At 28.1% G+C, this 26,029-nt stretch carries 24 protein-coding genes and 1 pseudogene; 5 read left to right on the top strand and 20 right to left on the bottom strand.

Going from position 1 to position 26,029, the window contains the following annotated elements:
• Window positions 1-14: 14 nt before the first annotated feature.
• The 7 genes from HCG76_RS09605 to hisS form a co-directional block, all read right to left on the bottom strand.
• The gene (locus tag HCG76_RS09605; RefSeq protein ID WP_221700125.1) at window positions 15-1,016 is read right to left on the bottom strand and encodes a LacI family DNA-binding transcriptional regulator; all 1,002 of its coding nucleotides are present in this window, start codon (window positions 1,014-1,016) and stop codon (window positions 15-17) included.
• Between the two features lie 362 nt (window positions 1,017-1,378).
• Window positions 1,379-2,284 (bottom strand): ribose ABC transporter substrate-binding protein RbsB, encoded by a 906-nt coding sequence (rbsB, locus tag HCG76_RS09600; protein WP_221700124.1) that lies wholly within the window; start codon window positions 2,282-2,284, stop codon window positions 1,379-1,381.
• A gap of 24 nt (window positions 2,285-2,308) precedes the next feature.
• A complete protein-coding gene (locus HCG76_RS09595) occupies window positions 2,309-3,247 on the bottom strand; it encodes an ABC transporter permease (RefSeq protein ID WP_221700123.1) in 939 nt (312 codons plus the stop codon).
• A gap of 19 nt (window positions 3,248-3,266) precedes the next feature.
• Window positions 3,267-4,769, bottom strand: a complete 1,503-nt coding sequence (locus tag HCG76_RS09590) for a sugar ABC transporter ATP-binding protein (RefSeq protein ID WP_221700122.1) — start codon at window positions 4,767-4,769, stop codon at window positions 3,267-3,269.
• Between the two features lie 19 nt (window positions 4,770-4,788).
• Window positions 4,789-5,184 (bottom strand): D-ribose pyranase, encoded by a 396-nt coding sequence (gene rbsD, locus HCG76_RS09585; RefSeq protein ID WP_221700121.1) that lies wholly within the window; start codon window positions 5,182-5,184, stop codon window positions 4,789-4,791.
• A 2-nt stretch (window positions 5,185-5,186) separates the two neighbouring features.
• Entirely contained in the window at window positions 5,187-6,116 is a 930-nt protein-coding gene (gene rbsK, locus HCG76_RS09580) for a ribokinase (RefSeq protein ID WP_221700120.1), read from the bottom strand.
• A gap of 228 nt (window positions 6,117-6,344) precedes the next feature.
• Complete coding sequence (hisS, locus tag HCG76_RS09575) at window positions 6,345-7,640, bottom strand: histidine--tRNA ligase (protein WP_221700119.1); 1,296 nt, start codon at window positions 7,638-7,640, stop codon at window positions 6,345-6,347.
• A 478-nt stretch (window positions 7,641-8,118) separates the two neighbouring features.
• On the opposite strand from hisS, the gene HCG76_RS09570 reads away from it, so the two are divergent.
• The 3 genes from HCG76_RS09570 to HCG76_RS09560 all read left to right on the top strand — a co-directional run bounded on the left by HCG76_RS09570 (window position 8,119) and on the right by HCG76_RS09560 (window position 10,495).
• Window positions 8,119-9,174, top strand: coding sequence for an IS1595 family transposase (locus HCG76_RS09570; protein WP_221700118.1), 1,056 nt, complete (start codon window positions 8,119-8,121; stop codon window positions 9,172-9,174).
• A 131-nt stretch (window positions 9,175-9,305) separates the two neighbouring features.
• Window positions 9,306-9,785: a hypothetical protein gene (locus HCG76_RS09565; RefSeq protein WP_055275453.1), complete on the top strand. Its 480-nt coding sequence runs from the start codon at window positions 9,306-9,308 to the stop codon at window positions 9,783-9,785.
• Window positions 9,786-10,027: 242 nt separating this feature from the next.
• Entirely contained in the window at window positions 10,028-10,495 is a 468-nt protein-coding gene (locus tag HCG76_RS09560) for a hypothetical protein (RefSeq protein WP_195951797.1), read from the top strand.
• 124 nt (window positions 10,496-10,619) lie between these two features.
• Here HCG76_RS09560 and HCG76_RS09555 read toward each other — a convergent pair whose 3' ends face one another.
• Entirely contained in the window at window positions 10,620-11,480 is an 861-nt protein-coding gene (locus tag HCG76_RS09555; RefSeq protein WP_221700117.1) for a DegV family protein, read from the bottom strand.
• 210 nt (window positions 11,481-11,690) lie between these two features.
• Between HCG76_RS09555 and HCG76_RS09550 the strand changes: the two genes are divergently transcribed.
• On the top strand, window positions 11,691-12,257 hold the full coding sequence (locus HCG76_RS09550) for a TetR/AcrR family transcriptional regulator (protein ID WP_221700116.1): 567 nt from the start codon (window positions 11,691-11,693) through the stop codon (window positions 12,255-12,257).
• A 178-nt stretch (window positions 12,258-12,435) separates the two neighbouring features.
• Here the strand turns inward: HCG76_RS09550 and HCG76_RS09545 are convergent, their stop codons facing one another.
• The 12 genes and pseudogenes from HCG76_RS09545 to HCG76_RS09490 all read right to left on the bottom strand — a co-directional run bounded on the left by HCG76_RS09545 (window position 12,436) and on the right by HCG76_RS09490 (window position 24,919).
• Window positions 12,436-12,801: a hypothetical protein gene (locus tag HCG76_RS09545; protein ID WP_221700115.1), complete on the bottom strand. Its 366-nt coding sequence runs from the start codon at window positions 12,799-12,801 to the stop codon at window positions 12,436-12,438.
• Window positions 12,802-12,956: 155 nt separating this feature from the next.
• Complete coding sequence (locus HCG76_RS09540) at window positions 12,957-14,519, bottom strand: ABC transporter permease/substrate-binding protein (protein WP_221700114.1); 1,563 nt, start codon at window positions 14,517-14,519, stop codon at window positions 12,957-12,959.
• Window positions 14,516-15,651, bottom strand: a pseudogene (locus HCG76_RS09535) (ABC transporter ATP-binding protein). The gene HCG76_RS09540 and the pseudogene HCG76_RS09535 overlap by 4 nt, the downstream one beginning before the upstream one ends.
• A gap of 116 nt (window positions 15,652-15,767) precedes the next feature.
• Window positions 15,768-16,394 (bottom strand): TrkA C-terminal domain-containing protein, encoded by a 627-nt coding sequence (locus HCG76_RS09530; RefSeq protein ID WP_365941232.1) that lies wholly within the window; start codon window positions 16,392-16,394, stop codon window positions 15,768-15,770.
• Window positions 16,395-16,511: 117 nt separating this feature from the next.
• Entirely contained in the window at window positions 16,512-18,170 is a 1,659-nt protein-coding gene (gene cplR, locus HCG76_RS09525; protein WP_221700113.1) for an ABC-F type ribosomal protection protein CplR, read from the bottom strand.
• A 126-nt stretch (window positions 18,171-18,296) separates the two neighbouring features.
• The gene (locus tag HCG76_RS09520; protein WP_221700112.1) at window positions 18,297-18,710 is read right to left on the bottom strand and encodes a MarR family winged helix-turn-helix transcriptional regulator; all 414 of its coding nucleotides are present in this window, start codon (window positions 18,708-18,710) and stop codon (window positions 18,297-18,299) included.
• Between the two features lie 21 nt (window positions 18,711-18,731).
• The gene (locus HCG76_RS09515; protein ID WP_221700111.1) at window positions 18,732-19,292 is read right to left on the bottom strand and encodes a hypothetical protein; all 561 of its coding nucleotides are present in this window, start codon (window positions 19,290-19,292) and stop codon (window positions 18,732-18,734) included.
• 136 nt (window positions 19,293-19,428) lie between these two features.
• On the bottom strand, window positions 19,429-20,226 hold the full coding sequence (locus tag HCG76_RS09510; RefSeq protein ID WP_221700110.1) for a metallophosphoesterase family protein: 798 nt from the start codon (window positions 20,224-20,226) through the stop codon (window positions 19,429-19,431).
• Window positions 20,227-20,235: 9 nt separating this feature from the next.
• Window positions 20,236-21,153: an ABC transporter permease gene (locus HCG76_RS09505; protein WP_133015993.1), complete on the bottom strand. Its 918-nt coding sequence runs from the start codon at window positions 21,151-21,153 to the stop codon at window positions 20,236-20,238.
• Complete coding sequence (locus tag HCG76_RS09500; protein ID WP_221700109.1) at window positions 21,153-22,256, bottom strand: ABC transporter permease; 1,104 nt, start codon at window positions 22,254-22,256, stop codon at window positions 21,153-21,155. The genes HCG76_RS09505 and HCG76_RS09500 overlap by 1 nt, the downstream gene beginning before the upstream one ends.
• A complete protein-coding gene (locus tag HCG76_RS09495; RefSeq protein WP_221700108.1) occupies window positions 22,246-23,754 on the bottom strand; it encodes an ABC transporter ATP-binding protein in 1,509 nt (502 codons plus the stop codon). Before HCG76_RS09495 ends, HCG76_RS09500 begins: the two co-directional genes overlap by 11 nt.
• A 106-nt stretch (window positions 23,755-23,860) precedes the next feature.
• The gene (locus HCG76_RS09490) at window positions 23,861-24,919 is read right to left on the bottom strand and encodes a BMP family lipoprotein (protein ID WP_133015996.1); all 1,059 of its coding nucleotides are present in this window, start codon (window positions 24,917-24,919) and stop codon (window positions 23,861-23,863) included.
• 351 nt (window positions 24,920-25,270) lie between these two features.
• Between HCG76_RS09490 and HCG76_RS09485 the strand changes: the two genes are divergently transcribed.
• Window positions 25,271-25,942, top strand: coding sequence for a cyclic nucleotide-binding domain-containing protein (locus HCG76_RS09485; protein WP_221700107.1), 672 nt, complete (start codon window positions 25,271-25,273; stop codon window positions 25,940-25,942).
• The last annotated feature ends 87 nt before the right edge of the window (window positions 25,943-26,029 follow it).

Here is a 26,029-nt window from a genome sequence, read left to right as displayed (position 1 = left end):
ATCCACCAACCAATCTATCTTATTGTTTTTCTTTCAACTAAATATGGAGTTAAATTAATTATTTGATTTGATTTATTTTTCTTATTTATTTCATTCATTAATAATTTACAAGCTTCTTCTCCCATCTTATATATAGGCTGGGCTATAGTAGTTAATTCAGGTTCAATAAAAGAACAAATTCCTATATTATCATATCCTAATATTCCTATATCATCGGGTATAGAATATCCTTGCCTTAGTAGGTATTTCATACCACCAATAGCCATAACATCACTGCTATAAAATATAGCATCAATTGTTTTATTTTCATTTATTAATTTTTCTGTTGCTCTTATTCCACCTTCTAATGAAAACTCCTCTTCTAATACAAGCTCTTCATTAAATATATTATTTTCCTTTGCTGTCTCACAAAAGTACTTCAATCTTGAATTAGCTAGTACTCCCTTATTACTTCCTCCAACAAAAGCTATATTTTTATATCCCTTTTCAATTAGGTACTTTACACCAAGCTTAATTCCATTTTTATTATCACAAAATACACCGTTAATATTATCTTGTTCATCAACCTGTCTATCTAAAATTACAAAAGGAATATCGTTATTTTTTAATAACTCTGTTGATTTGTTTTTTTCTCCACTTGATGCAATTACTACTCCATCTATAAGCTTACTTATAAGCAGCTTTACGTATTCATCTTCCTTACTTCCACTATTAAAAGTATTACAAAGTATCATACTATACCCATACTTTTCTGCCTCTGCCTCAATTGCCTTTGCCATCTCTGAGAAAAATGGATTTTCTATATCTGGAATTATAAAACCAATAGTGTAACTTTTCTTAGTACTAAGACTTCTAGCTAGTGAATTAGGTATATAATTTAACCTTTTTGCTGCTTCAAATATTCTATTTCGCGTTTCTTCTGATACATTTATATCTTTTTTATTTAATACCATAGATACTGTCGTTTTCGATAAACCTACCTCTTTTGCAATATCTAATAGGGTTGTTTTACTCATAATCTACACCTCATACTTTTACTATTATCCCCTACACCTTATATTACACTATTTTAATAAATTGCGAATCAATTTATTAAGTTAAAGGTCTTCGGCCAGGTAAAGTTTTTGAACATTACTTTGCTACTTCAAAAAGGTAAATGTTGACTATTTTAACGTTAAAAGCCCTTCGCCTAGTTAGTGAAGAAACTTCTTACGAAATTTCATAAAATATATATATTCAAATAAATTACAAAGCAATTTCCTCCTTAACTTTTTACCGTTTGCTTTAGCAAACATTTACCCGTGATTAATTAGCGAAAGCCATATTAATCGCTTTAACTTGTCCGTTAGGCCCTTAACTTTTATTTTACTTCGCAATTTTATTTACTTACAACCTTAAGGTCTGCTGCAATTTCTTTATCTACGGATTCTCCATTATATATTTTTTCTGCAAGCTGTACTCCAAGTGCTCCAATTAAGTCTGGCTGTTGCGCTACCGTTGCTTTCATTTCACCTTTTTCAATAGCATCTAAAGCATCATCTCCACCATCAAATCCTATAACCATTGCATTTATATTACTAGATTTTATAGCCTTAGCTGCACCTAATGCCATTTCATCATTATGAGCAAATACTACTTGTATATCCTTATTACCTTGTATTATATTTTCCATAACTGAAAGACCTTTTTGTCTATCAAAATCAGCTGCTTGACTTGATACAAAATTTACATTTGACTTGTCATCTAAAACACTATGGAAACCTGCACCTCTATCTCTTGTAGCTGAGGCTCCTGGAATACCTTGAAGCTCTACTACATTAATATTTTCTGTAGCACCTAATTGTTCCAAAGCAAATTCAGCTGCCATAGCTCCACCTTTAATATTATCTGAAGCTATATGACTTGTTACTTCTCCTCCATTAGCTTGTCTATCTAATGTTATTACTGGAATATTACTTTCATTTGCAATTTCTACTGCTTTAATAACAGCATCACTATCTGTTGGATTTATTAATAATGCTACAACTCCTAATTGTATTAAATCTTCAACATTAGATCTTTCCTTAACAGGATCATCTTGTGAATCTAAAACTATTAATTCATATCCTAATTTTTCTGCTTCCTTTTCAGCTCCATTTTTCATGCTTACAAAGAAAGGATTATTTAAAGTTGATAATACTATACCTACCTTTTTACTATTTTCAGTTTTCGAGCAGCCCATAAATGAACTCATTGCCATAACAGTTACTAACCCTAAAGCTAATATCTTCTTTATACTTTTCATAGTATGTCCTCCTTAATCTGTAGCCTATGCTTTCTTTCTGCTCTTTTTATCTAATAATACAGCTATTAAAATAACTAGTCCTTTTACTATTGATTGATAGAATGGTGATACATTCATTAAGTTTAATCCATTGTTTAATACACCTATAATAAGTGCACCTATTAAAGTTCCTGTTATTCTTCCTTCGCCACCTGCTAATGATGTTCCTTCAATAACAACAGCTGCTATTGCATCTAATTCAAAACCTGTTCCTGCATTTGGTGAAGCTGATCCTATTCTACTTGCTATGATAACCCCTGCAATTGATGATGCAAACCCTGAAATAACATATACAAGTGTTTTTATTTTAGTTGTATTTATACCTGATAATCTTGCTGAATCTTCATTTCCACCTAAAGCATATAAATATCTTCCAAATCTTGTTTGTGTTAAAACATATATAGCTATTACTAAAACTATTACAGTAATGATAACTGGGATTGGAATGAATCCTAACTTTCCGTTACCTATGTTTACGAAATTTTCTGGTAATTTAGATATTGGTGTACCATTTGTAAATACTAATGTTGCTCCCCTAAATATTGTCATTGTTGCAAGTGTTGCGATAAATGCTTGTAATTTACCTTTTGATATTAAAAGACCATTAATTAATCCTATTACTATACCAACTATACCTGCTGCTAAAACTGCTAAAAATACATTGTTAGTTGATTTAATTATAGATGCTGCAAATGCACCACTTATAGCAACTGTTGAACCTACTGATAAGTCTATTCCACCAGTTAAGATAACAAAAGTCATACCAACGGCAATTATTGCATTAGTTGAAACTTGAGTAAAAACATTAGTTATATTTGATAAAGTCATAAATGCTGGTGATACAAAAGTTATTACTACGCATAGTAAAACTAATCCTATAAGAGATTTATATTTATCTAAATTTTCCTTAAATTTGTTATTCATTTTAAATTCCTCCCACCTATTAATTCATACCTACTGCTAATTTCATAATAGTTTCTTGTGAAGCTTCTTCTCTACTTAGCTCACCTGATATTTTCCCTTCGCTCATTACCATAATTCTATCACTTATTCCTAAAACCTCTGGTAAATCTGATGATATCATTATTATTGCTTTACCTGATGCTTTAAGATCGTTCAATAATTCATATATTTCCTTTTTAGCACCTACATCTATACCTCTTGTTGGCTCATCTATTATAAGAACTTCTGGTGATAACATAAGCCATTTAGCCAAAATTACCTTTTGTTGATTTCCTCCACTAAGATTTTTGATTAGTTGATTTCTATTTGGAGTTTTTATATTTATTTTTTTAATATAATAATCAACATCATCATTAGCTTTTTTCATATTAATAGACTTAAATGAATTTTCATATTTTTTAAGATTTGATAATACCATATTATCAGCTACTGATAATCCAAGAACACATCCTTCTTTTTTTCTATCCTCTGATAAATAGCAAATACCATAATCTATAGCTTCTTGAACGCTTTTAATATTTATTTCTTTTCCTTTTAATTTAACTGTTCCTTTATCCCTTTTATATTCTCCAAATATTACTTTTGCAAGTTCAGTTCTTCCTGAACCCATAAGTCCTGCAACCCCTAATATTTCTCCTTCTCTTACACTAAAGCTTGCATCATTAACACCCGCTCTTGAAGTTACATTTAAAACTTCAAGTATTTTACTTCCTTTTTTAGTTTCTCTATAAGGGAATTGATCTTCTATAGTTCTTCCAACCATCATTGAAATTAATTTATCATTATCAATGTCTTTTATTAATGCATTTCCAGCATATTTACCATCTCTCAAAACTTCAACCCTATCACAAATTTCAAATATTTCTTCCATTCTATGAGATATGTAAATTATAGCAATCCCTTTTTTCTTTAAGTTATCTATAACTTTAAATAAACTTTTTGTTTCTACTTCTGTTAATGCAGTAGTTGGCTCGTCCATTATTATTACTCTTGCATTTTTAGTTAATGCCTTTGCAATTTCAACCATTTGTTTTTCACCAACGTTAATACTACTTACCAATCTATTTGGATCTATATTACACCCTATTTGTTCTAGGAAAAGCTTACTTCTCTCTACTAATAATTTTTTATTAATTCTTCCGGTAGCCTTATTAAACTTTTCATTTCCTAAAAATATATTTTGTGCAACTGTCAAGTTATTAATAACACTCATTTCCTGATGTATTATTGTAACACCATACTCTTCAGCTGATTTTATTCCTTTTATTTTAGCTTCTTGACCATCTATGAATATCTTACCTTCATCTTTTTGATAAACTCCACTTAATATTTTCATTAATGTAGATTTACCAGCTCCATTTTCACCCATTAAGGCTGTAACTTCGCCTCCATAAGCTGTTATGTGCACATTATCTAATGCCTTAACACCAGGGAATATTTTTGATACTCCCTCCATCTTAAGCATTGGTATTTTTTTATCCATATTAAATACCTCCCTTTAACTAAAATACAACTCCTGATTTTAAAATTATATTTGCATATGGTGTTTGTTCACCAGTTCTCACTACCGCTTTACATTCTTTTAATTTACCCTTTAATTCCTCATGTGATATAAATGTTATTTTTACATCACCTATAATATTTTTTATTTCATTAAGTGTATTAGGACTAACTTCTTTAGTTTCTTGTGCTATTAGTACTTCTTCTACCTCTAACTCCATAAGAGTTACTTTTAATGTTTCTAAAAATGTTGGAATACCAGCAACTAATGCTAAATCTATTCTTTCAGTTTCATTTGGTATAGGTAATCCACAATCTCCTATGGCTAACATATCTGTATGCCCCATTTTTGAAATTACTGAACTTAAATTACTATTTAATAGTGATGTTTTTCTCATGATTAATCCTCCCCATAAATTTCTTCTATTTCTTTTAAATATGGAATTGATGGTTGTGCACCTTTTCTTTGAACTGATATTGATGAAACCTTATTTCCAAAGTTAACTGCCTTTATTAAATTTTCTTTATTAATATTTTTAAAATCTAACTTTGAACTTAATCCTCCAATAAAACTATCCCCTGCTGCTGTTGTATCTATTGCATTTACTTTATATGCTGGTACTAATTCACAGAAATCTTTTCCTATTACTGCTGCTCCTTTAGCTCCTAGAGTAATTACTGCAAATTTAACTCCCTTTTCTAAGAATACTTGTCCTGCCTTATTTGCATCTTCTAAAGTTTCAACTGTTATTCCTGTTAATACTTCAGCCTCTGTTTCATTAGGCACTATAATATCTGTTACTTTTAAAAGTTCCTCATTTATTTTCTTTGCTGGAGCTGGATTTAATATTGTTATTTTTTCAAACTCTTTAGCTCTCTTAAATGCTTTTAACGTCATTTCTTCTGATGTTTCAAATTGAGATATTAATATATCTGATTCTTTAATTTTTTCTACTGAAGCTTCAATTTCATACTCATCAATTGTCATATTTGAACCTGATACAACTATTATTGAGTTATTTCCATTTTCATTGACCATGATAAGAGCCATTCCAGTTGCTTCTTTTTTATCTTCAAAAACATATTTTACATTTATATTATCTTCTTCTAATTTACCTTTTAGAATTTGTCCGTTCTCATCTTTCCCTATTTTGGCTATCATAGCAACTTCAGCGCCACACCTTTTAGCTGCAACAGCCTGATTTGCTCCTTTTCCCCCCGCTATCTTTTCAAATGATTTTGATAAAATAGTTTCTCCTACTCTTGGTATATTATTTACTTTTACAACTAAATCCATATTCATACTTCCAAGTACACATACTTTATTCATAAATTCATCTCCTCTATTTATCCCCACTGATTCTTTACTGAATCGGTTTACTGAATCGGTTAACTATATAATACACCCTATGTAAACGTTTTGCAATAGTTTTGTTATTTTATTTTATATTTCAATTACTTTTGTTATAAAAAAGGATGTTTTCAAGCATATAAAATAAACTTAAAAACATCCATTTATAAATTTATATCATTATATTAACTACTTTCTTAAAACTCTTTATAGTTCTAGGTAATTAATAATCTTAGTTTCTCCTAAATTCATATTCTTAATCTTAATTTTATTCTCTCTAACTTCCTCTTCTCCAATTAAAATTACATTATTAACTCCTATTTTATTAGCATAATTCATTTTTTTCTTTAATGAATTCTCCTCAAAATATAAACTTACCTTATATCCCTTACTTTGCAAATAACTTAATACTTCACCAGAATATTCTATTGTATCTCCAATTTGTAATATTAAATAATCCAACTTATTTCCTATATTATATTTATTTATAAATCCAATTTCTTTTAATACAAAAAATAGCCTAGTAATTCCTATAGATATACCTACTCCTGGTAATATATTATTACTATAATTTTCTGCTAAATTATCATATCTTCCACCAGAACAAATTGATCCATAACTTTCATTTTCAACTAATATTGTTTCAAATACCGTTCCTGTATAATAATCTAATCCTCTTATAATTTTTAAATTGATTTCAAATTCATTTTTCTCTACACCTAATACACCTAATATTAAACTAACTTTCTTTAGCTCATTTACTCCTTCAATAAAATAATCATTTTCAACATCAAGGTTAGAAAGTTTTTCTAATACTTCTTCAGTTGAACCACTAATATTTATTATTTTACTAAGATAATTTCCTTTCTCAATTCCTATAATTTTATTTATTTCTTCATTAAATATATCTTTACCAACCTTGTCATACTTATCAATTAGTATCATTACCTCATTAACATTTTCTATTTTTAATTCACTTAATATACCTTTTAGTATTTTTCTATTACTTATTTGAAATCTATAATTAGTTAATCCTATTGATTTGAAAGCCTTAGATGCTAAACTTATAACCCAAGCATCATTATCTATACTTAGTTGTCCTTTTCCAATAACATCAATATCACATTGATAAAATTCTCTATATCTTCCCTTTTGATTTCTTTCCCCTCTATATACTTTTCCTATTTGATATCTTTTAAATGGAAAAACTAGATCATTATAATATTGAGCTACATACCTTGCAAATGGTACTGTTAAATCAAATCTTAAGGCTAAATTATTTTTTCCTTTTTGGAAACTATAAACTTGTTTTTCTGTTTCACCTCCACTTTTTGCAAGTAGTACCTCTGCTTTTTCTATTATTGGCGTATCTATTGCTAAGCATCCATTATCCTCATATACTTTTGTTATTTTTGATACTATATCATTAAATATCTGTTGCTCCTCTGGTAATAATTCCATGAATCCTGGCAATATACTTGGTTTTATAATATTTTTTTTCATCTTATTAATCACTCCTATAATAATTTTATTTGATGGTTAGATGTTTTAAAACTTCCTAAAATATAACAACTGACACTTCCATAGCCAATAATTAAATTTATATACAAAAAAGCCATGTAGGCATATATCCCACATGGCTTAAAATAAATTATGATTTCACTTAACTTATCATTACCAGAGATACAAGCCTACGCTGATAGACTTGTATCTGTAGTTTTGCAGACCAAGTCTCTAGTAATGATGATGTATTTTATTTTGCTTACTTATATTAAGTGCTCTCATAATTTTCCTCCAAAAATAAATTAATATTATTATACTTTTAAATTGTTAAACTTTCAATTATTTTTTTGATTAATTTAGTTACTAAAAAACTCTTATTACATTATATTGGCTTTGTTTTAATAAACTGTTGAAATTTGATTAACCTCTATAAATATGGTTATAATATATAATATAACTACTATTTAGGAGGTTTTTTATGCCAAGAGTTAATAATGTTATTCAGCAAGTTTCACAATTAAATACATATGAGCAAGAGAAGGTATTTGATTTTTTAAAGACTGTATTGATGTCAAATGGAATAACTAACTCTATAGATGAAGAAATCGCTGAAAATAGATTTAACAAGGGGAAGTGCTGTCCTTTTTGCAATCATGATAAAATATCTAAGTATGGAAAATATCATGGTAAGAATGGCGTTAAACAAAGGTATAAATGCCAAAATCCAGAGTGCAAAAAAACTTTCAATGATTTTTCTAAATCCCCAGTTTCAAGTAGTAAAAAGGGATTAGATAAATGGCTACTATATGCTCAATGTATGATAAATGGTAACACTATTAGGCAATGTGCCGAAATTGTTGAGATTAATATTGCAACAGCTTTCTTTTGGAGACATAAAATTATAGACGCTATTAGAAAGTTTGTTGGCTATGGTTCTCTTGGAGGTGTTATTGAACTCGATGAAACCTACTTTGCTCTTAGCTATAAGGGGAATCATAGTAAAAGTTCTAATTTTACTATGCCAAGGGAAGCAAGAAAGCGTGGTAAAGAAATAAATACAAGAGGTATATCAAAGGAATTTGCCTGTGTATTATGTGGTGTAGATAGATTAGGAAATATATATACTGGTTTAATATGTGATGGCAGACCTAACTATACTGATATAAATAGGGCTTTATCAGAGGTTGTTGAAGAAAATTCTATTTTATGTACTGATAAACATAGGAGTTATATCCCATTTGCGGCTCAACATAATTTTGAATTACATCAAATTAGGGGCGGGAGAAAAACTGTGGATATTTATAATATTCAAAGAGTCAATGCTTTTCATAGTAGCTTAAAAAGATGGATAAGAAAGTTTAATGGTGTTTCAACCAAGTTCCTAACAAACTACCTATTTTGGTATAAATGGACCCAATTATTTAAAACAGAAATGGAAAGGAATAAACCTAAAAAGTTCTTTATTCATGCTAATTCAACACATTCTGTATCTTTAATAAAGGATTTTAAGATTAGAAGACCAATATATGTATAAAGGTAAAATTTGTTTTAATTTTACTATTTTTAGTGTACAATAAATATAATGATTGATGAACAATTGTATTATTATTCGAGGTAGTTTGATTTTTTAACTACCAGACTAAATTAGTAATTTATGGAGGGTGAATGAATAAAGTATATTTAGATGTAACAGGGTTAGAAAATGGTTTATGTATATTTGTAGAAGATAAAGAGATTATTCCAGCAGGTACTACTGTTTATTATTTAAGTTTAAGTGAAAAAAATGAAAATTATCAACAATATGCTGATGAATATGATATACATTTTATTTTTGATGATAATATTCCTAAATTATCATTTTATACAGTTCCTCAAGTAGATGTTTTTGCAACAGATAGTGAAGGTGGATTAATTGGAACTGTTGGTTCAATAACAGATTTAGAAAGTAATTCACCAATATGCTATATAAATAAAAATAAAAAATGTTTTCTCATTGCAAATGATTTTAAGAATTTCTTAGAAAGAACTGATAACTGGAAAAATCATCTTGAACCATACAATGAAATTATATTTTATAGTTCAAAATTAAAAGCTGAAAAAGAATTAGAATTTATTAATTTAAAAGAATTGATTGAGGAGTTTTAATCTATTATGTGATAAATTAAAGAATTAGATTTCAATAAGTAATATTAATTTAATAATTTATTTTGTAAAAGAAGTATCTTCTTTAATTTATGGCAAAGAAGTATTTTATATATACATGTTAATATGTGGGGAAAACCTTTGGAATTATATTGAAATTTATGTTAATATAGTATTAAATAAGCAAAGAATAGTTTTATTACACTGAATTGAGATTTAATAGTTAATTATTGGGGAGGGAATTTATGAAAAATATAAAATTGAAAAAAATAGTTTTAACATTTATGTTAAGCGGTACTTTTATATTAGCATTAGGAAATAATCATATTAGTAGTGCTTTAATTAATGAAAAAGGTGATAAATACTATATTATAGCATCATTACAAGGCTTTAATGATGAGAAAGGAATTGCTAAATGTAATTGTGGAATTTCATTTAAACAACATAAAGAAGACTTTGAATCACAATATAATAAAGCTTTTTCATCACAAAATACTAACAATATAATATGTGATTGTGGTGGTGTATTAAAAGAAAAACTATTAAATATAGGTGAATTAAATTATTCAAGCTCTAATGAGTGTATACATAATAAAAATGGGTGTGATTATTTATACAAAAAAAGAACCATAATATCATATACCTGCGAAAAATGTAATAGCTATTTTGAAGTTGATATTTATGATAACCAATTAGAATGTAATGGTATATAGTCAAACTATATAAGTATCAAATCGATTTGATGAATAATTTTAGTATATTACGATTCAAATAGGATGTCCATTTGGACATCCTATTATGTTATGCTAATTTCAACACTATTTTAAAACAAAGCCATTATATTAACTCTTCTACACACGCTATCCCAAGAGCTCCAGGACCAATATGGCAACTAACACTTAAAGATAGTGGATAAGCTTCAATATTATAGCTTGGAAATGCTTCTTCTAATTCAAGTTTCCATGCATCTCCTATTTCTTTCTCGCCTGTATAAGCTGCATATATTTTCATACTTGGAATATCAGAAAATCTATTTTTAATATCATCAGCTATTGCTTCCTTCATAGTTCTCTTTGCTTGTTTCATACCTCTTACTTTCTTGAAAGCATCTAATTTTTCACCTTGAATTTGTAAAACTGGCTTAATATTTAACACCTTTGCAAATGAAGCTACAGCAGGAGTAAGCCTTCCCCCTTTTTTTAGATAATCTAATGTATCAGGAACTATGTAAATACTTGATTTATACTGTCTATATTCTAATATTTCTTTTATTTCCTTAGCAGATTTACCTTTATTAACAAGATTTATTGCATCTTTAACTGACTGTAATTGAGTTACAGATATTCTTCTATTATTAACAACAAAAACTCTTCCTTCGTATTCATTAGATAATACTGTTGCTGTTTCACAACTGCTACTTAATGAACTAGACATCGGTATATATACAATACTCTCTTTATCTTTAAGTAAATCCTCCCAAGTACTTATTACTTCTCCAGGTGCTGGCTGTGAAGTATTTACCTCTGCATTACTTGCTAAAAATTTATAGAATTCTTCTGAATTTAAAGTTAATCCTTCATAATAAAGTTCACTATTTATGTAAAAAGGCATAGGAATAACTGTTATTCCCCATTCCTTAGCTTGACTTGATGTTATTCCACTATTACTATCTGTTACAACTCCAATACTTTTATTCATATCTTTTCCTCTCTAAACTTTTTTATTCTAGTTCATATTTTATATTTAACCTTATCATTGTTCAACTTACAATAAATTATAAAGTGTAGTTTTTCGTACACTTTTATTAATAATGTAGTTTTCATTTAATTAATGTATAATTATAATTGAAATATATACTAATTTCTTATTATATACTATTATCTAAATTATATAAATTGAGGTTTTATAATGGAATCAAAAGATATACGTGTTCAAAAGACTATAAAAAATATTGAAGATACCTTTTTACATCTTTTAAAAGAAAAATCTTTTGTTAATATTACAATAAAGGATATTTGTGATGAGGCTATGATAAGCCGTTCTACCTTTTACTCCCACTATAAGGATAAATATGACTTACTGGAATATTTCTTTGATAAGCTAATTTCTAACTTTACAGCTGTTGCTACTAACTATTTTTGTGATAAGTCTATGACATTAAAAATAGAAACAGCCGGAGAACTTCTTAATTATGTATACGAAAATGCTGATATATTCAAGACTTTTCTTGAGTTAAACGAGCAAAATTTGGACTTATTCAATCAACTAACTAATATTATATATAACCGTTGCTTTGATTATCTTGAACGTACTAATAGAGTAGATAAATATAATCTTGGAAATGCCTATATAGCTCAAATATACACATTTATTATTATGAATTCTATACGTTGGATTTCAGTTAACCAAAATAAAGATGATATTAATGGCATATTAAAATTATCTTCTGATATTAATAAGTATTTTTTGCTTTAAAAATTTTATTATAAATATATAGTTTAATAAGGCTACTAATTTAATCAGTAGCCTATCCTTCATAAAAATAAATGCACATCTTTAATGAAAACCTCAAAAAAGTATGTGCATAAATGTAAAAATTATACTTATTTTCAACTAAAAAATATTACTCTATTTTTATGTCATATAACTATATTTAATAAGGAAAATACGGATATGGATAAGGGTATGGGTATGGATAAAATGGTATTATATATGGGAACCTTACTGGCCTTACCCTATTTATATTGTTAATTGGAAAATTTCTTCTTCCAAATCTCCTAAATCCACCTCGTTGCCTATATTCCATCGATTGTTGCCTATTCATTTCCTCTTTATAATCATCCTCATATACATATTCAGCAACTAATATATTAACACTATCATTATTTACTTCTTCGATAATTCCCTCTAACATACTTCCATTACTCATAGTTACAAGAGAATAATAAGATATACACCTTTTACACTCATCATATAATGATTCTGAATCTCTATAAAATCCTACAACTTCTAATGACACCCTTTAATCACCTCCCTTCCTCTAATATAGTATTCTATTATTGAAAAGAGGTGAATTGCTGATTGTTCTTAAATTTTGTTATATTACAATTATTATTTTAATAAAACTAAATAAAAGTATAATAAATATCCACATTAAAAATTAACAACTAAATTTTATATCATGCCCTTACTTTCAAGAAAATCTCTTGCAACTTTTGATGGTGACTCTTGCAACTCATCTACCTTATAATTTAGCTCCATCATAACTTCATTTGTAAGAACAGATCCAAGTTCCTCTAAAATTCCTTCTATTTCTGGAAACTCTTCTAATTTATCCGAACTGATAATAGGCATTGCATAATATGGTGGAAAAAATCCCTTATCATCACTTAATGTTTTTAAATTAAACTTTTTTAATAATCCATCAGTTGCAAATGCATCAACTACTTCTACTTCATCGTTAACTAAAGCCGTATACCTTGGTGCTCCATCTAATGTTAACACCTCACCCATTTTAAAATTATATGCCTTTTGCAATCCTGGCAACCCATCTTCACGATTTGCAAATTCAAAAACAACTCCTGCTTTCATAGATCCAGCAACTTTAGCTAAATCGCTTATTGTCTCTAAATTATATTTTTCAGCGGTTTCTTCAGTTACTGCTAAAACCCAAGTATTATTAAAACTCATTTGCTTTAATACTTCGATATCATAAAGTTCTTTAAACTCTTTTTTTACTGTATTATAAACTTCATCTACATCATTAATTGGAGTATGCTTTAGTGTATCACTATAAGCTGTTCCACTATATTCAACATACATATCTATATCACCACTTTGAAGTGCTCCAAAACAAACTTGAGTTCCACCCAAATCTAATTTTCTATTTACTTTTATATCTGTCTTTGCCTCTATTAAATCAGCAACTAAATTTCCTAAAACAGCTTGTTCAGTATAATCTTTAGATCCAATAGTAATTGTACGCTGCTCATTTCCTGTATTTCCAAAAGAAGTTACAACAAAAATAATTACAAGAACCAATGCTGAAATACTCAATATTGCCTTTTGTGTTGTACGTTTTTTCTTTTTAGATTTTATATTACCTTTTTGAAGACTAATAGGCATAACTAGGTTTTCTACCAATCCAATTAAGAAATCTACTAATAAAGCTAATAAACATGCTGGAATAGCTCCTGCTAATATTTGATTATTATTTACTGTACGAATACCTGAAAAGACAAGATAACCCAAACCACCAGCCCCTATAAATGCAGCCATAGTCATAAGTCCTACGGCAGTTACTGATGCAATACGTACCCCTGCCATAATCACTGGAAGAGCTAAAGGTATTTGTACTTTAGTTAATACCTGAAATGGCGTAAGCCCAATACCTTTTGCAGCCTCAAGAGTCTGCTCATTAATATTCTGAATTCCAGTATAGGTATTTTTTATAATAGGAAGAAGTGAGTAAAGAACAACTGCAACTATAGCAGGTACTGTTCCTATTCCTAAAAGCGGTATCATAAATCCAAGGAGAGCCATACTGGGTATAGCTTGTATAATATTTGCTATACATAAAATAGGCTTACTAGCTTTAGATGCATATGAAATGAAAATCCCTAGAGGTACTCCAATTAAAATTGCTACTCCAACAGAAATTGCTGTCAGTTTTATATGCTCTATTAATAATGATAATATTTGTGCTTGATTATCAATTACATATTGCAATAAACTCATATAATTTCATCCTCCTCATAATCAAAATATTGTTGACTTAATGTTGTAACTAGGCTACTTCTTGTGACTAGACCTACTAAATGCGAATCATCATCAACAACTGGAACAGTAGATATATGCTCTTCTGTAACCACCTTTAAAGCATCTAAAATACATTCATCTATGAGAAGAGTTGAGAAATTTTTATTCATAAACTTTTCTACAGGCTGAGTTTTATCTTCAATTCCCCTAAGCTTACTTGCTTTTACAATACCAATTAGTTTATGATCATTAGGCTCAATTATAAGAAGGCTGTCCACCTTTTTTTGACGCATTTTATCAATACATTTAAAAACAGATAAATTTTTATATGATGTAATTGGCTTATCAATCATTATATCTGAAATTTTTATATATTCTGGAGATGACCATATTCTATTCTTACCTACAAAATTAGAAACAAATTCATCAACTGGATTCCTCAATATATTTTCTGGAGTATCGTATTGTAATACTTCTCCATCTTTCATTATACAAATCATATCTGAAATTTTAATGGCATCATCCATATCATGTGTAACAAATACAATAGTCTTTTTTAATTTAGATTGTAATTCAACAAGCTCATCCTGCAAATCTGATCTTGTCATTGGATCTAGAGCTGAAAAAGGCTCGTCCATAAGAATAATATCTGGATCATTAGCAAATGCTCTAGCTACACCGACCCGTTGTTGTTGTCCACCACTTAATTCTGTTGGATAACGATCTAAAAATTCTTCACAATTTAAACCTACCATCTGCATTAATTTTTTAGTGTTTTCAATAATCTTTTCTGAATCAACTTTTTGCAACTTAGGAATAAGCTCTATATTTTCTCTAATAGTCATATGAGGAAATAAGCCAGTCTGCTGTATAACATAACCTATATTTCTCCTTAGCATGACTTCATCAATTGATTGTATTTTTTATTATTAATATAAATAAATCCACTAGAAGGTTTAATTAATCTATTTATCATTTTTAATAAAGTAGTTTTCCCACAACCACTTTCTCCAATAATTGTGACAAGCTTTCCTTTTTCAATTGTTAAATTAATTTCTTTTAGTACTTGTTTTGCTTTGTATCTTTTTGTGACATTTTCAAATCTAATCATTTTATTCCTCCTTTTACCAAGTAACAACCTCATTTTATTACAAAGTTGTTACTTTGTCAAATAATAGAAAAATGCCCAAGACTATTTTTAGCCTTGAGCACTTTAAAACTCTCTTATTATTTTATAGGATATAAAAACTCCTTCACTCTTTGTGAGGAATCATCTTGTGATAGAAAATATATAATATCATTTTCTAATAATATAGCATATGGTCCTGGTGATTTAATTACATTTCCATTTCTACCAATGGCAAGCACAGTAGCTCCTGTGTGTTGCCAAAATTGAATTTCTGATACAGTCTTATTTAAATAAGAACATTCTGCAGTTATCTTTACTTCAAATGGCATAAATGGATTCATTGATCTAAAATGTTCTGATGCTGCAATTAAATCAGATAAACATTCATTTAAAGTATCCATTTCTTTTTGCTGACGTGCTATGCTTTTTAGTAAATTTTCTTTTATAGTATCAATAGTTTGACGCTTACTATATTGCTTAATGAAGTTAACCGCATTTTCATATGATTTAATTATAACTCCACTTCCCTTTTCTGATGTAACAATTTCTAAATCGCATAATATACAAATTGCACGCCTTGCGGTTTCCGAAGAAACCCCATATTGACTGGCTATAGATGAACGTGCATATATCTTTTCTCCAACCTTATATTGTCCACTAGAAATCCTCGAAGCAATTTCAATTGCTATTTGTTGATATCGAGGGATTGAAATCTTGTTTTTCACTTTTTCTTCCATCATCATTATTTCCCTTTTATATATTCATATATTTTATAAATTCAGTATAATTTATAAAGATAAATAAGACAATATAACATTAGTGTTTTGTAATATTATCCTAAATTATGATTCTCTTTTTAATTTTACTTCTCTTAAAGAATTTATAAGCTCTAAATACTCTTTATTAAGTTTCTCCTTTTTATCTTCTTTAGTTTCTATTGATAAAAGAGAAAGCACCTCCGATAATTTATTCTCAAGAAGTAATATTTCATCATCTAAATGTTTATTTTCTGAATTCTTTCTAATACTTTTAAAACTCTTAATATATTCAGTATAAGTTCCTGCAAATTCCTTTATCTCTTTATCCTTAATCTCAATTATGTGGTTACATACATTAGAGATAAACTCTATATCATGTGATACCAATAATAAAGTTTTATTAGTATTAACTAAAGCATTTTCTAATGCTTCTATAGTTTTTATATCTAAATAATTAGTTGGTTCATCTAATATTAATAAGTTATTGTCAGATAATATTATTTTACATATAGCTACTTTGACTCTTTCTCCACCCGATAATTCACTTACCATTTTATTTACAGAGTCTTTCTTAAACCCAAACTCACTTAAATTTATTCTTATAAAGCTATCATCCCACTTAGAATCTTCTTTTATATTTTCTAAAATACTCTTTTCATTATTTAAAATATCTTGTTTTTGATCAAAGTATCCTATTTTAACATTACTTGATATATTTATTTCTTTTGAATCATTGCTTAAAATTCGTCTTAATAAAGTGGTTTTCCCACACCCATTAGCTCCAATTAGTGCAATTTTAGCTCCATTTCTTATATTTAAATTAATTTCATTCACTAAAATTTTATCTTCTACTAGTAACTTTAATTTCTTAATTTCTATTAAATTTTTAGTAGCAATTTCAGTACCTTTATTTATATTAATTATAATCCTTTCTTTCTTCTTAGGTGGTGCCTTAACTTCCATATGCTCTATTCTTTTTTCTATTGATTTTATATTGTTTTCAATATGTTTTTTTCCTCTTTGCTCTCCCATTTTAATAGTTTTTGCTTCTGATTTTCCCATTCCTTTAGGTGCCTTTTTTATTCTATCTCTAAGTACTTCTTTTTCATTTATTACACGCTCTAATCTATCTTTTTCATGTATATATTTTTCATATTCTCTTTTTTGTTTCTTATGATTTTCTTCTTTTAAAGTTAAATATTTGCTATAATTACCCTTATATATTTTTAATCTTCCCTCTTCTATCTCTACAATTTCATTACATACATCATCTAAAAATTTTCTATCATGTGAAACTATTAATAATGCTCCCTTATACTTTTTAAACATATTATCTAAAACTTTAATACTTTCACTATCTAAATTAGAAGTAGGTTCATCTGCTATAATAAGGCTTGTATTTTCTTCTAATGCACTCACTACTCTAATTTTTACTTTTTCTCCTCCAGATAAATAGTCTTCATATTCATCAGGAGCACTAAAAACTTTTTTCACCTTACTATTATTACAAATAGTATATCCCTCATCTATTTGGCTTATATATGAATAACTATCTGTTAAATTTACCAAACCTTCATCAGCTTTTATTTCTCCAAGTAAAATTTTCAATAATGTTGTTTTTCCCGCTCCGTTTTCACCTACAACCCCTATCTTATCTTTTTCTTCTATTTCAAATTTATCTATATCTAATATTAATCTATCTCCATAATACTTTTTTAAATTTTTAATTGTTGCAAGTTTCATTTTACACCTCCAATTACTCCTATAAAAAGTTTGTGCAAAATTCTTATTAATAATCTTTAATTTTCTACATTACGAATAAAGTCCAGTAACATTTGTCACTGGACTCTTTATCTAATTTTTTTTATTTTAAATATTACTACAAAGCTTATTAAGTAGATTAATTAAATTACTAACTTCCTCTTCATTAAAATTATGAGTTATTTTTTCATACCATTTATCATGATATTCATTAATTAACTTAAGAATATCTAATCCTTTATCAGTAAGGCATAAATCAAAAAATCTATTATCATTATCCCTTTTTACTTTTATAACATAATTTAAATCTTCAAGCTTTTTTATATTTCTTGTTATAATTGCACTATCTACATTTAATGCTTTTGCTATGTCTTTCAAATTGCAGCCTCTATTATTTTCTATTATTATCATGCAACGCCACATATTAAGAGTTAATCCATATTCCGATAGATTTGATTCAGAATATCTTATAAAGTCTCTATTTAAATCTGATAAATATTTACCTAATATTTTATATGACAATCATATTCCTCTTTTCTAATATTAACTTATTTTTTCATAAACTATTGGATCAACAAATCCAAAAGTAATTTTACCATTCTTTCTAAAAACTTCACTTACATACATTTTACCATTTTCAATTTTCTCCCTTAAAGTAAATTCAGTTTCTGGTGTAAAATTACTAATACTTTCTCCTTCATACGCATTATTTTTTTCTTTGTAAACCATAGGAGTAAACTTAGAAGAAACTTTAAGTTCTTTATAATCCATGGTTAAGTTTTCATTATCATTTCTAAATTCTTCTTTTGAGATATTACTTGGAATTTCATAAGAAGTTAAAACTATATTATCATCTTCATTAACTGTAAATAAGAATAGGTGCGGAAGAATATTTTTAAATTTTCCTTGTTCATAATAACTTTCTTCAATAACAAAATATCCTGAAAAATCATTTGGCAAATTAATTATCTTATCATTACAAACACCATTTATATGCTTTGCCTTTGGATGTTTTAACTCTCCTGATTCTAACTCATCATTTATTTGCCTATCATTATTAAATGTTCCACATAATTCATTTATAAACTTATCTAATTTATTCATAAAAAACACCTCTTAAATACTTGATACTATCAATTATACTCTAATAATTGATAATGTCAATTATTATAATATACTAAAAAAAAGATGATTCCTATTTAATATTAGAAATCATCTTTTTTAAATATTAATTTATATTTTATTCTCTAAAATTAACTACTCCTAATAACTTATTATCATCTAAAGCCGAAATTACCTCTACTGATATTTCACCATTTTCATAGGTACAAAGACTAAACTTGGCACTTTCCTCAAACCTTACAATACCATTACTCTCATCATATCCTATAAAACTAAGACTACCTGTAGAGAAATAAGGCTTCTCTGCAAAACAACCTTTAAAAGGATGATGAGTATGACCAGCAAAAATTCCAATTATAGAACTTTCTCTTATTATATTTTCAAATCTATCATCATAACTAACAGCTGGTGTAGTAAATTGATCTTTTATAAGATGATGATGAAGCATTAAAATAGTATCTTTTTTAGTGCTACCCTTTAATTGATTTTCTAACCACTCATACTGCTCATCTGAAATAAATCCATCACTATTTTTATACTGTGAATTATCAAAACTAATTATTCTTAATTCACCTATTTCATTAACAGTATTATAAGGAGCATTACATTCTTTATTAAACCAGCCCTTATAAAAAGCCTCTTTATTATCATGATTTCCTAAAGTAAGTATATATGGAGTATTACCTAATAATTTTTCTAATTCACTTTTTAAAATTACATAATCTTCATAAGTTCCTGATTCCACTAAATCTCCAGTTATAATAACAAAATCTATTTTACTTAAGTCTATTTGTTCTAAAGATTTTCTTATCTGTATTAAAGGACTTGTCATATTATTAAAAATAGAATTATAACCTTTTTCAGCTTTTGGATACTCTCTTAAAAAGTGAATATCTGATAAATGTAAAAACTTCATATTCTACACCTACTTAATCTTCTTTTTCTTATTTCTTTTAGTTTGTATACTAAATAATATAAGTGCAACAATTGTTGCTACATAAGGAATAGAAGCTGTAATTTGTGTTTTTAAAGATGTATTCTGAAGTACATTTCCTGCTGCTTGTGAGAATCCAAAGAATAAACTTGATAAAAGAACCCCTATTGGATGAGACTTTCCTAAATTATTAGCAGCCATAGCAATATATCCACGTCCTGAAGTCATGTTTTGCATAAATAGTGTTACAGTTCCCATAGAAAGAAGAACTCCACCTAATCCACATAATATTCCTGATAAACTTATTGTAAGGAATTGATACTTTTCTACTGGAGTACCAAGACTTCTTGCAGCTTCTTTATTTATACCTATAGCACGTAATCTATATCCTAATACTGTCTTATATAAGAATATATACATTCCTATAGCTAGTATAAATGCTAAATAATCAACAAATGTTAATCCTGAAAAAATAGTCCCTAATACAGGAATATCCTTAATAATAGGTAAATCAATTTTTGGAAGACTTACTAAACTAGGGTCAGTAAATACTCCCTTTGTTTTAAAAATTATATAAAGTAAATATGTTGTAACTCCTCCCATCATAGTATTAGTTGCCATACCAACAACAACAGGAGATGCTTTTAATTTAATTATACAAAATCCTACAATAGCAGATACTATCATTCCACTAATTGCACCTGCAAGAACAGATAAAAATACATTATGAGTGTAATAATTTGCAACAATACTGAAAAATGCGCCTGTTAGCATAGTTCCTTCCATTGCAATATTAAAAATACGTACCTTAGAACATATAGCTGCAGCTAATGTAACTAATAAAATAGGTGTCATCATACGAAGAGTGGAATTAGCTACCACTGCTAAATAATCTACACTTAACTCCATTATTGTACTCCCTTCTTATCTGTTGTATTTTGTTTTTTCTTATACCACTTCACAGCAAATTTTGCAGTAATTAATAAGGTGATAATTCCTTGAATAATCGTTGTTACTTCAGATGGTACTCCCATACTACGTTCGATAGTACTTCCCCCTGTTGTAAGACCAGCTAAGAAAATACTACTTACTAAAATACCAACTGGATGATTGCTTGACATTAATGAAGCTATAATACCAGTCCATGCATATCCTGGAGATGTAATCATATTATCAACATAACGATATCTTGTTCCTAAAACTTCACATGCACCACCAATACCAGCTAATGCACCACTTAACATTAATACATAGTACATCATCTTAGTACTGTTAACACCACCATAATTAGCAAAGTTAGGATTTAATCCACCCATCTTTGCTTTATATCCAAAACTTGTTCTCTTCATTATAAAAAGTACAATTAAGACACAAATAATTGCAATTACAAATCCCCAATGTAATGAATATCCTTCAAACATTTTAGGTAAAATATTATCAGTTAACTTTTGAGTTTGAATTGCTGATGAGTCTAAACCTAATGGGTCTTTTACAACATATGTTGTAAAGTAAGATGCTATGTAATCAGCAACATAGTTCATCATAAGAGTTATAATAAGTAAATCCAACTTAAATCTTTCACTTACATATGCTGAAATAAGTGAATATAAAATCCCTACTAAAGCACCACTAATAATAGATATTATAACAACAAATGCTGGTGCCCCTGGACATATTACAGCTACAACTGATGAAGTAAAGGCACCTAAAACCATCTGCCCTGCAGCACCTAAACTAGAATAACCAGATCCCCAAGCTAATGCACCAGAAAGTCCAGCAAATATAATAGGAATAGAACGTGTTAAGGTTGTAGTTAAATAATAAGTTGAGCCAAATCCACCTTTAAACATTCCTATAATTGCTTCAAAAGGATTAAATCCAGAAAGTGCAATAATTACACCACCTATTAATAATCCAACAACAATAGCTTGTAGAGGATGTTTTAATGGTTCAAATATAGTTGAAAGTTTACTTCTTGTAATACTTCCTGATAACGAGCTTTTACTTTTCATTATTTTTACCTCCTACCATTAAAAGACCTAATGCCTTTTCATCAATACTTCCTCTTTTAAATTCACCAACAATTTCCCCATCATAAATTACATAAATTCTATCACTTAAGTCCATAATCTCACTTAATTCTGAAGATACCAATAATACACTATCTCCTTTATTTCTCTTTGCAACAAGTTGATCATGAATAAACTCTATTGCTCCTATATCAATCCCTCTTGTAGGTTCACAAGCAATAATAAGTGGAGTCTCCATAGACATTTCTCTTGCAACGATAAGTTTTTGTGCATTTCCACCTGAAAGCTCTTTTATTTTTTGTGTATGTGAATCAGCTTTAACTCTAAATTTTGAAATTAACTCTACAGCATGCTTTGTAACTTTATTAATATTTAAAATTCCTTTTTTAGAGAATTCTTCACTATCTTCATATCCCATTAATGCATTCTCAGCAAGTGTTGCCTCCGGTGCACTTCCCCACATATATCTATCCTCTGGAATATGAGCAATACCGGCTTCTCTTATACCCATTACAGTATTATTTGTGATATCCTTTTTATTAATAATTACATTACCACTATCAACCTTATCTAATCCTGTTATACATCTAATAAGCTCAGATTGACCGTTACCAGATACACCTGCAATACCTACTATTTCACCTTTTTTAATATGTAAGTTAACATTATTTAAGATGTTTTTATTATGTTCACCCTTTAAAGTTAAATTTTTAACCTCTAAAAGCTGTTCTTTAGCTTCCTTTTCAGGAATTACTCTATTAGCGATTTGTCTTCCTACCATTAAATAAGATAACTCTTCTATACTTGTATCTTTCTTTAATTTTTCAGCAACAACTTCTCCAAGTCTCATTACTACTACTCTATCTGCAACTTCCATAACTTCATGAAGCTTATGAGTTATAATTATTAAGCTTTTACCTAATTTAGCTAACTGTTTCATAGTTTTTAAAAGCTCGTCCACTTCAATAGGAGTAAGAACTGCAGAAGGTTCATCAAAAATTATAATATCTGCATTTTGATAAAGAGTTTTTAATATTTCAACACGTTGTTGAAGGCCAACAGGACATTCCTCAACAATAGCATTTGGATCTACATCTAACATATAACGCTTTGAAAGCTCTTCTACCATTTGAATATTCTTTTTATAATCAAAAAATATTCCTTTTTTCATTTCATTTTTATATACAATATTTTCTGCAACAGTCATTGATTCAAAAAGCATAAAATGTTGTTGAACCATTCCTATTCCCTGTTTCATTGCATCTGATGGATTATGAAAATTCATCTTCTTACCATCTATAAATATTTCTCCTGAGTCTGGCTTTTCTAATCCATAAAGTATCTTCATTATAGTAGACTTTCCTGCACCATTCTCTCCAACAACAGCTAGTATCTCTCCTTTATTAAGATTAATATTAACCTTGTTGTTAGCTACTACATTACCATAGGTTTTAACAATATTTTTCATTTCTAAAAGCATGTCAAAGTTACTCCTTTTCTAAATTAATCTGGAATATAATAAGAGGCAAAGCAAAAATTGCCTCTGCCCCTTATATTAAGTACACTAAATATAAATTATACCCTAATTAGTTTGCAGACTCTTCAGGAACTTCTATTACTATTTCGCCTGAAATAATCTTTTCTGCTGCTGCCTTACCAGCTGCTATAACTTCATCAGTTATAATTTCAGTATTTCTATAATTCATTTCTTCTGGAGAAACACCAACAACTCCAAATGCTCCTTCTTTTAATCCAAGAACTTGTGAACCACCATTTAATTCACCAGCTAAGAATTCATCAATTATAGTATTCATAACAGCACCAGTATTCTTTAATAATCCACTAATAATACTTGGGTTTTCAGAAGTTGTTTGGTCAATACTTAATCCAGTTGTGTATATTGGTGTACCCTTTTTACTTAACTCTTGAGCTGCTTGATATATACCTGAATTTGCACTAGCAGATACTCCACCAAATATAAAGTTAGCTCCTGCCGCCTTTTGTTGTAATGTATATTCATAAGCTAAGTTTGTATCATTATATGAGTTAATATAGTTATACATAAAGTTAGCATTTGGATTAACAGATTTTACACCTTCAGAAAATCCGTATCTATATTTGTAAGTTGCTTGTGTTTGGAATGATGCAATATATCCATATAAGCTTTCATTAGGGAAGGCTGTTCCAACCATTACTCCTAAAACGTATGCTCCTTGTGCTTCATCAAATCCAAAACTTGTTACCTTTTCATTAGATGCAGTTGTATCAATTACAGCATATTTTGTATTTGGAAATTTATCTGCAGCATCACTAAATGGATCAGCAGCTTGCCATCCAATTCCTATAATTAAATCATATCCTTCATTAGATGCAGCAAGAGTATTTTCTTCCCATGCAGCAGTATCTGTACATTCAATAGATGTCATATTGAATCCATAAGTTTCACTTGCTTCTTCTAAAGCTTCGTATGCTTGAAGAATAAATTGTTCTGTCCCAATTGTATCTGAAATTAAAGCTATATTTAATTTTGAATAATCTCCATCAGTACCTTGACTTCCTGCTGATTTATCATTTCCTGAATTAGAACATCCAGCAAAAAGAAATGTTGTCATAATAAGTAGTAAAGAAGTTATTATTTTTTTCATTATTTCATCTCCTATAGTTCATTTGTTAATTTAATTATAATAATTATATACATTAAAAAATATGACATAAGTCATATTTTGACGAAAAAACTGTATATTTTTTTAGTTTTCTATGTTAATATTCGTTTTTTCTTAAATAATTCCATTTTATCTAGATAAATTATATAAACTAATTTAATATTTTACTAAATATTAATTGGGTATTTGTAAAATTTTATTTTTACAAACTTTATGTATTTCCTTATTTTTCTTAGTTTTAGAACTTATTGTTATATATTTTTCTGTATGTTAAAATTATGAATATAAATAAACGAACAATATTATTAATTTACTCACTTATTGGGAGGAACTATGATAAATGTTAAAAACCAAGAATTATTAGATACATATGTTAATAATACCGGTATTTCTGAACTATTTTCACAAGATATTACTAACTTATTAGAACTTTTTTCTTTAAATAAAGGAGATTTTTTAATTAATGAAGGTGAATGTTCTGATTATCTATATTTTTTAGTAAGTGGAAAACTAAAAGTTTTTTCTCACTCAACTTCAGGTAAAATAATGTCTATAACTCTTTTTAATTCTTTTGAAATCGTAGGCGAAACCTGTAGTTTATGGAATAAACCTCCTACAGCCTCAGTTCAAGCCACCTCCAAAGCTTATTGTATTGGTATATCAATGAAATATAGGGATTTGCTTTTAAATGATGTGATATTCTTAAGATATATTTGTCAAAACCTAGGTGAAAGACTTAGCTATATGAATAATACTACATGTATCAACCTTTATGAATCATTAGAAAGTAGGTTAGCCTCTTTTATATTAAAAACTGAAAAAGATGGAATTTTCTCTTACAACTTAACAGAATGTGCCGAACTTTTATGTACAAGCTATAGACATTTATTAAGAATAATTAATTTATTTTGTAGCACAAATAAATTAGTTAAAAACGGTAAGTTCTATAAAATTATAGATCGCTCCTATTTAGAGAAAGTTTCATCTAATTCTCTTATTACATAAAATAAAAAATGGAGCTGTATCAGATTGAATTAATAAATTCAGTCTGAATACAACTCCTTTTTAATTGTTCAAAATTTTATACACTAA

It is taken from the genome of Clostridium sp. K13 (assembly GCF_019734195.1).
Taxonomy (GTDB): domain Bacteria; phylum Bacillota; class Clostridia; order Clostridiales; family Clostridiaceae; genus Clostridium.
This window is presented reverse-complemented; position numbering and strand designations above follow the sequence as displayed.

Bases quoted from the DNA above. Each gene is read 5' to 3' on its own strand.
- HCG76_RS09605 (WP_221700125.1), bottom strand. From the start codon at position 1,016: ATGAGTAAAACAACCCTATTAGATATTGCAAAAGAGGTAGGTTTATCG.
- rbsB (WP_221700124.1), bottom strand. From the start codon at position 2,284: ATGAAAAGTATAAAGAAGATATTAGCTTTAGGGTTAGTAACTGTTATG.
- HCG76_RS09595 (WP_221700123.1), bottom strand. From the start codon at position 3,247: ATGAATAACAAATTTAAGGAAAATTTAGATAAATATAAATCTCTTATA.
- HCG76_RS09590 (WP_221700122.1), bottom strand. From the start codon at position 4,769: ATGGATAAAAAAATACCAATGCTTAAGATGGAGGGAGTATCAAAAATA.
- rbsD (WP_221700121.1), bottom strand. From the start codon at position 5,184: ATGAGAAAAACATCACTATTAAATAGTAATTTAAGTTCAGTAATTTCA.
- rbsK (WP_221700120.1), bottom strand. From the start codon at position 6,116: ATGAATAAAGTATGTGTACTTGGAAGTATGAATATGGATTTAGTTGTA.
- hisS (WP_221700119.1), bottom strand. From the start codon at position 7,640: ATGAAAAAAAATATTATAAAACCAAGTATATTGCCAGGATTCATGGAA.
- HCG76_RS09570 (WP_221700118.1), top strand. From the start codon at position 8,119: ATGCCAAGAGTTAATAATGTTATTCAGCAAGTTTCACAATTAAATACA.
- HCG76_RS09565 (WP_055275453.1), top strand. From the start codon at position 9,306: ATGAATAAAGTATATTTAGATGTAACAGGGTTAGAAAATGGTTTATGT.
- HCG76_RS09560 (WP_195951797.1), top strand. From the start codon at position 10,028: ATGAAAAATATAAAATTGAAAAAAATAGTTTTAACATTTATGTTAAGC.
- HCG76_RS09555 (WP_221700117.1), bottom strand. From the start codon at position 11,480: ATGAATAAAAGTATTGGAGTTGTAACAGATAGTAATAGTGGAATAACA.
- HCG76_RS09550 (WP_221700116.1), top strand. From the start codon at position 11,691: ATGGAATCAAAAGATATACGTGTTCAAAAGACTATAAAAAATATTGAA.
- HCG76_RS09540 (WP_221700114.1), bottom strand. From the start codon at position 14,519: ATGAGTTTATTGCAATATGTAATTGATAATCAAGCACAAATATTATCA.
- cplR (WP_221700113.1), bottom strand. From the start codon at position 18,170: ATGAAACTTGCAACAATTAAAAATTTAAAAAAGTATTATGGAGATAGA.
- HCG76_RS09515 (WP_221700111.1), bottom strand. From the start codon at position 19,292: ATGAATAAATTAGATAAGTTTATAAATGAATTATGTGGAACATTTAAT.
- HCG76_RS09510 (WP_221700110.1), bottom strand. From the start codon at position 20,226: ATGAAGTTTTTACATTTATCAGATATTCACTTTTTAAGAGAGTATCCA.
- HCG76_RS09505 (WP_133015993.1), bottom strand. From the start codon at position 21,153: ATGGAGTTAAGTGTAGATTATTTAGCAGTGGTAGCTAATTCCACTCTT.
- HCG76_RS09500 (WP_221700109.1), bottom strand. From the start codon at position 22,256: ATGAAAAGTAAAAGCTCGTTATCAGGAAGTATTACAAGAAGTAAACTT.
- HCG76_RS09495 (WP_221700108.1), bottom strand. From the start codon at position 23,754: ATGCTTTTAGAAATGAAAAATATTGTTAAAACCTATGGTAATGTAGTA.
- HCG76_RS09490 (WP_133015996.1), bottom strand. From the start codon at position 24,919: ATGAAAAAAATAATAACTTCTTTACTACTTATTATGACAACATTTCTT.
- HCG76_RS09485 (WP_221700107.1), top strand. From the start codon at position 25,271: ATGATAAATGTTAAAAACCAAGAATTATTAGATACATATGTTAATAAT.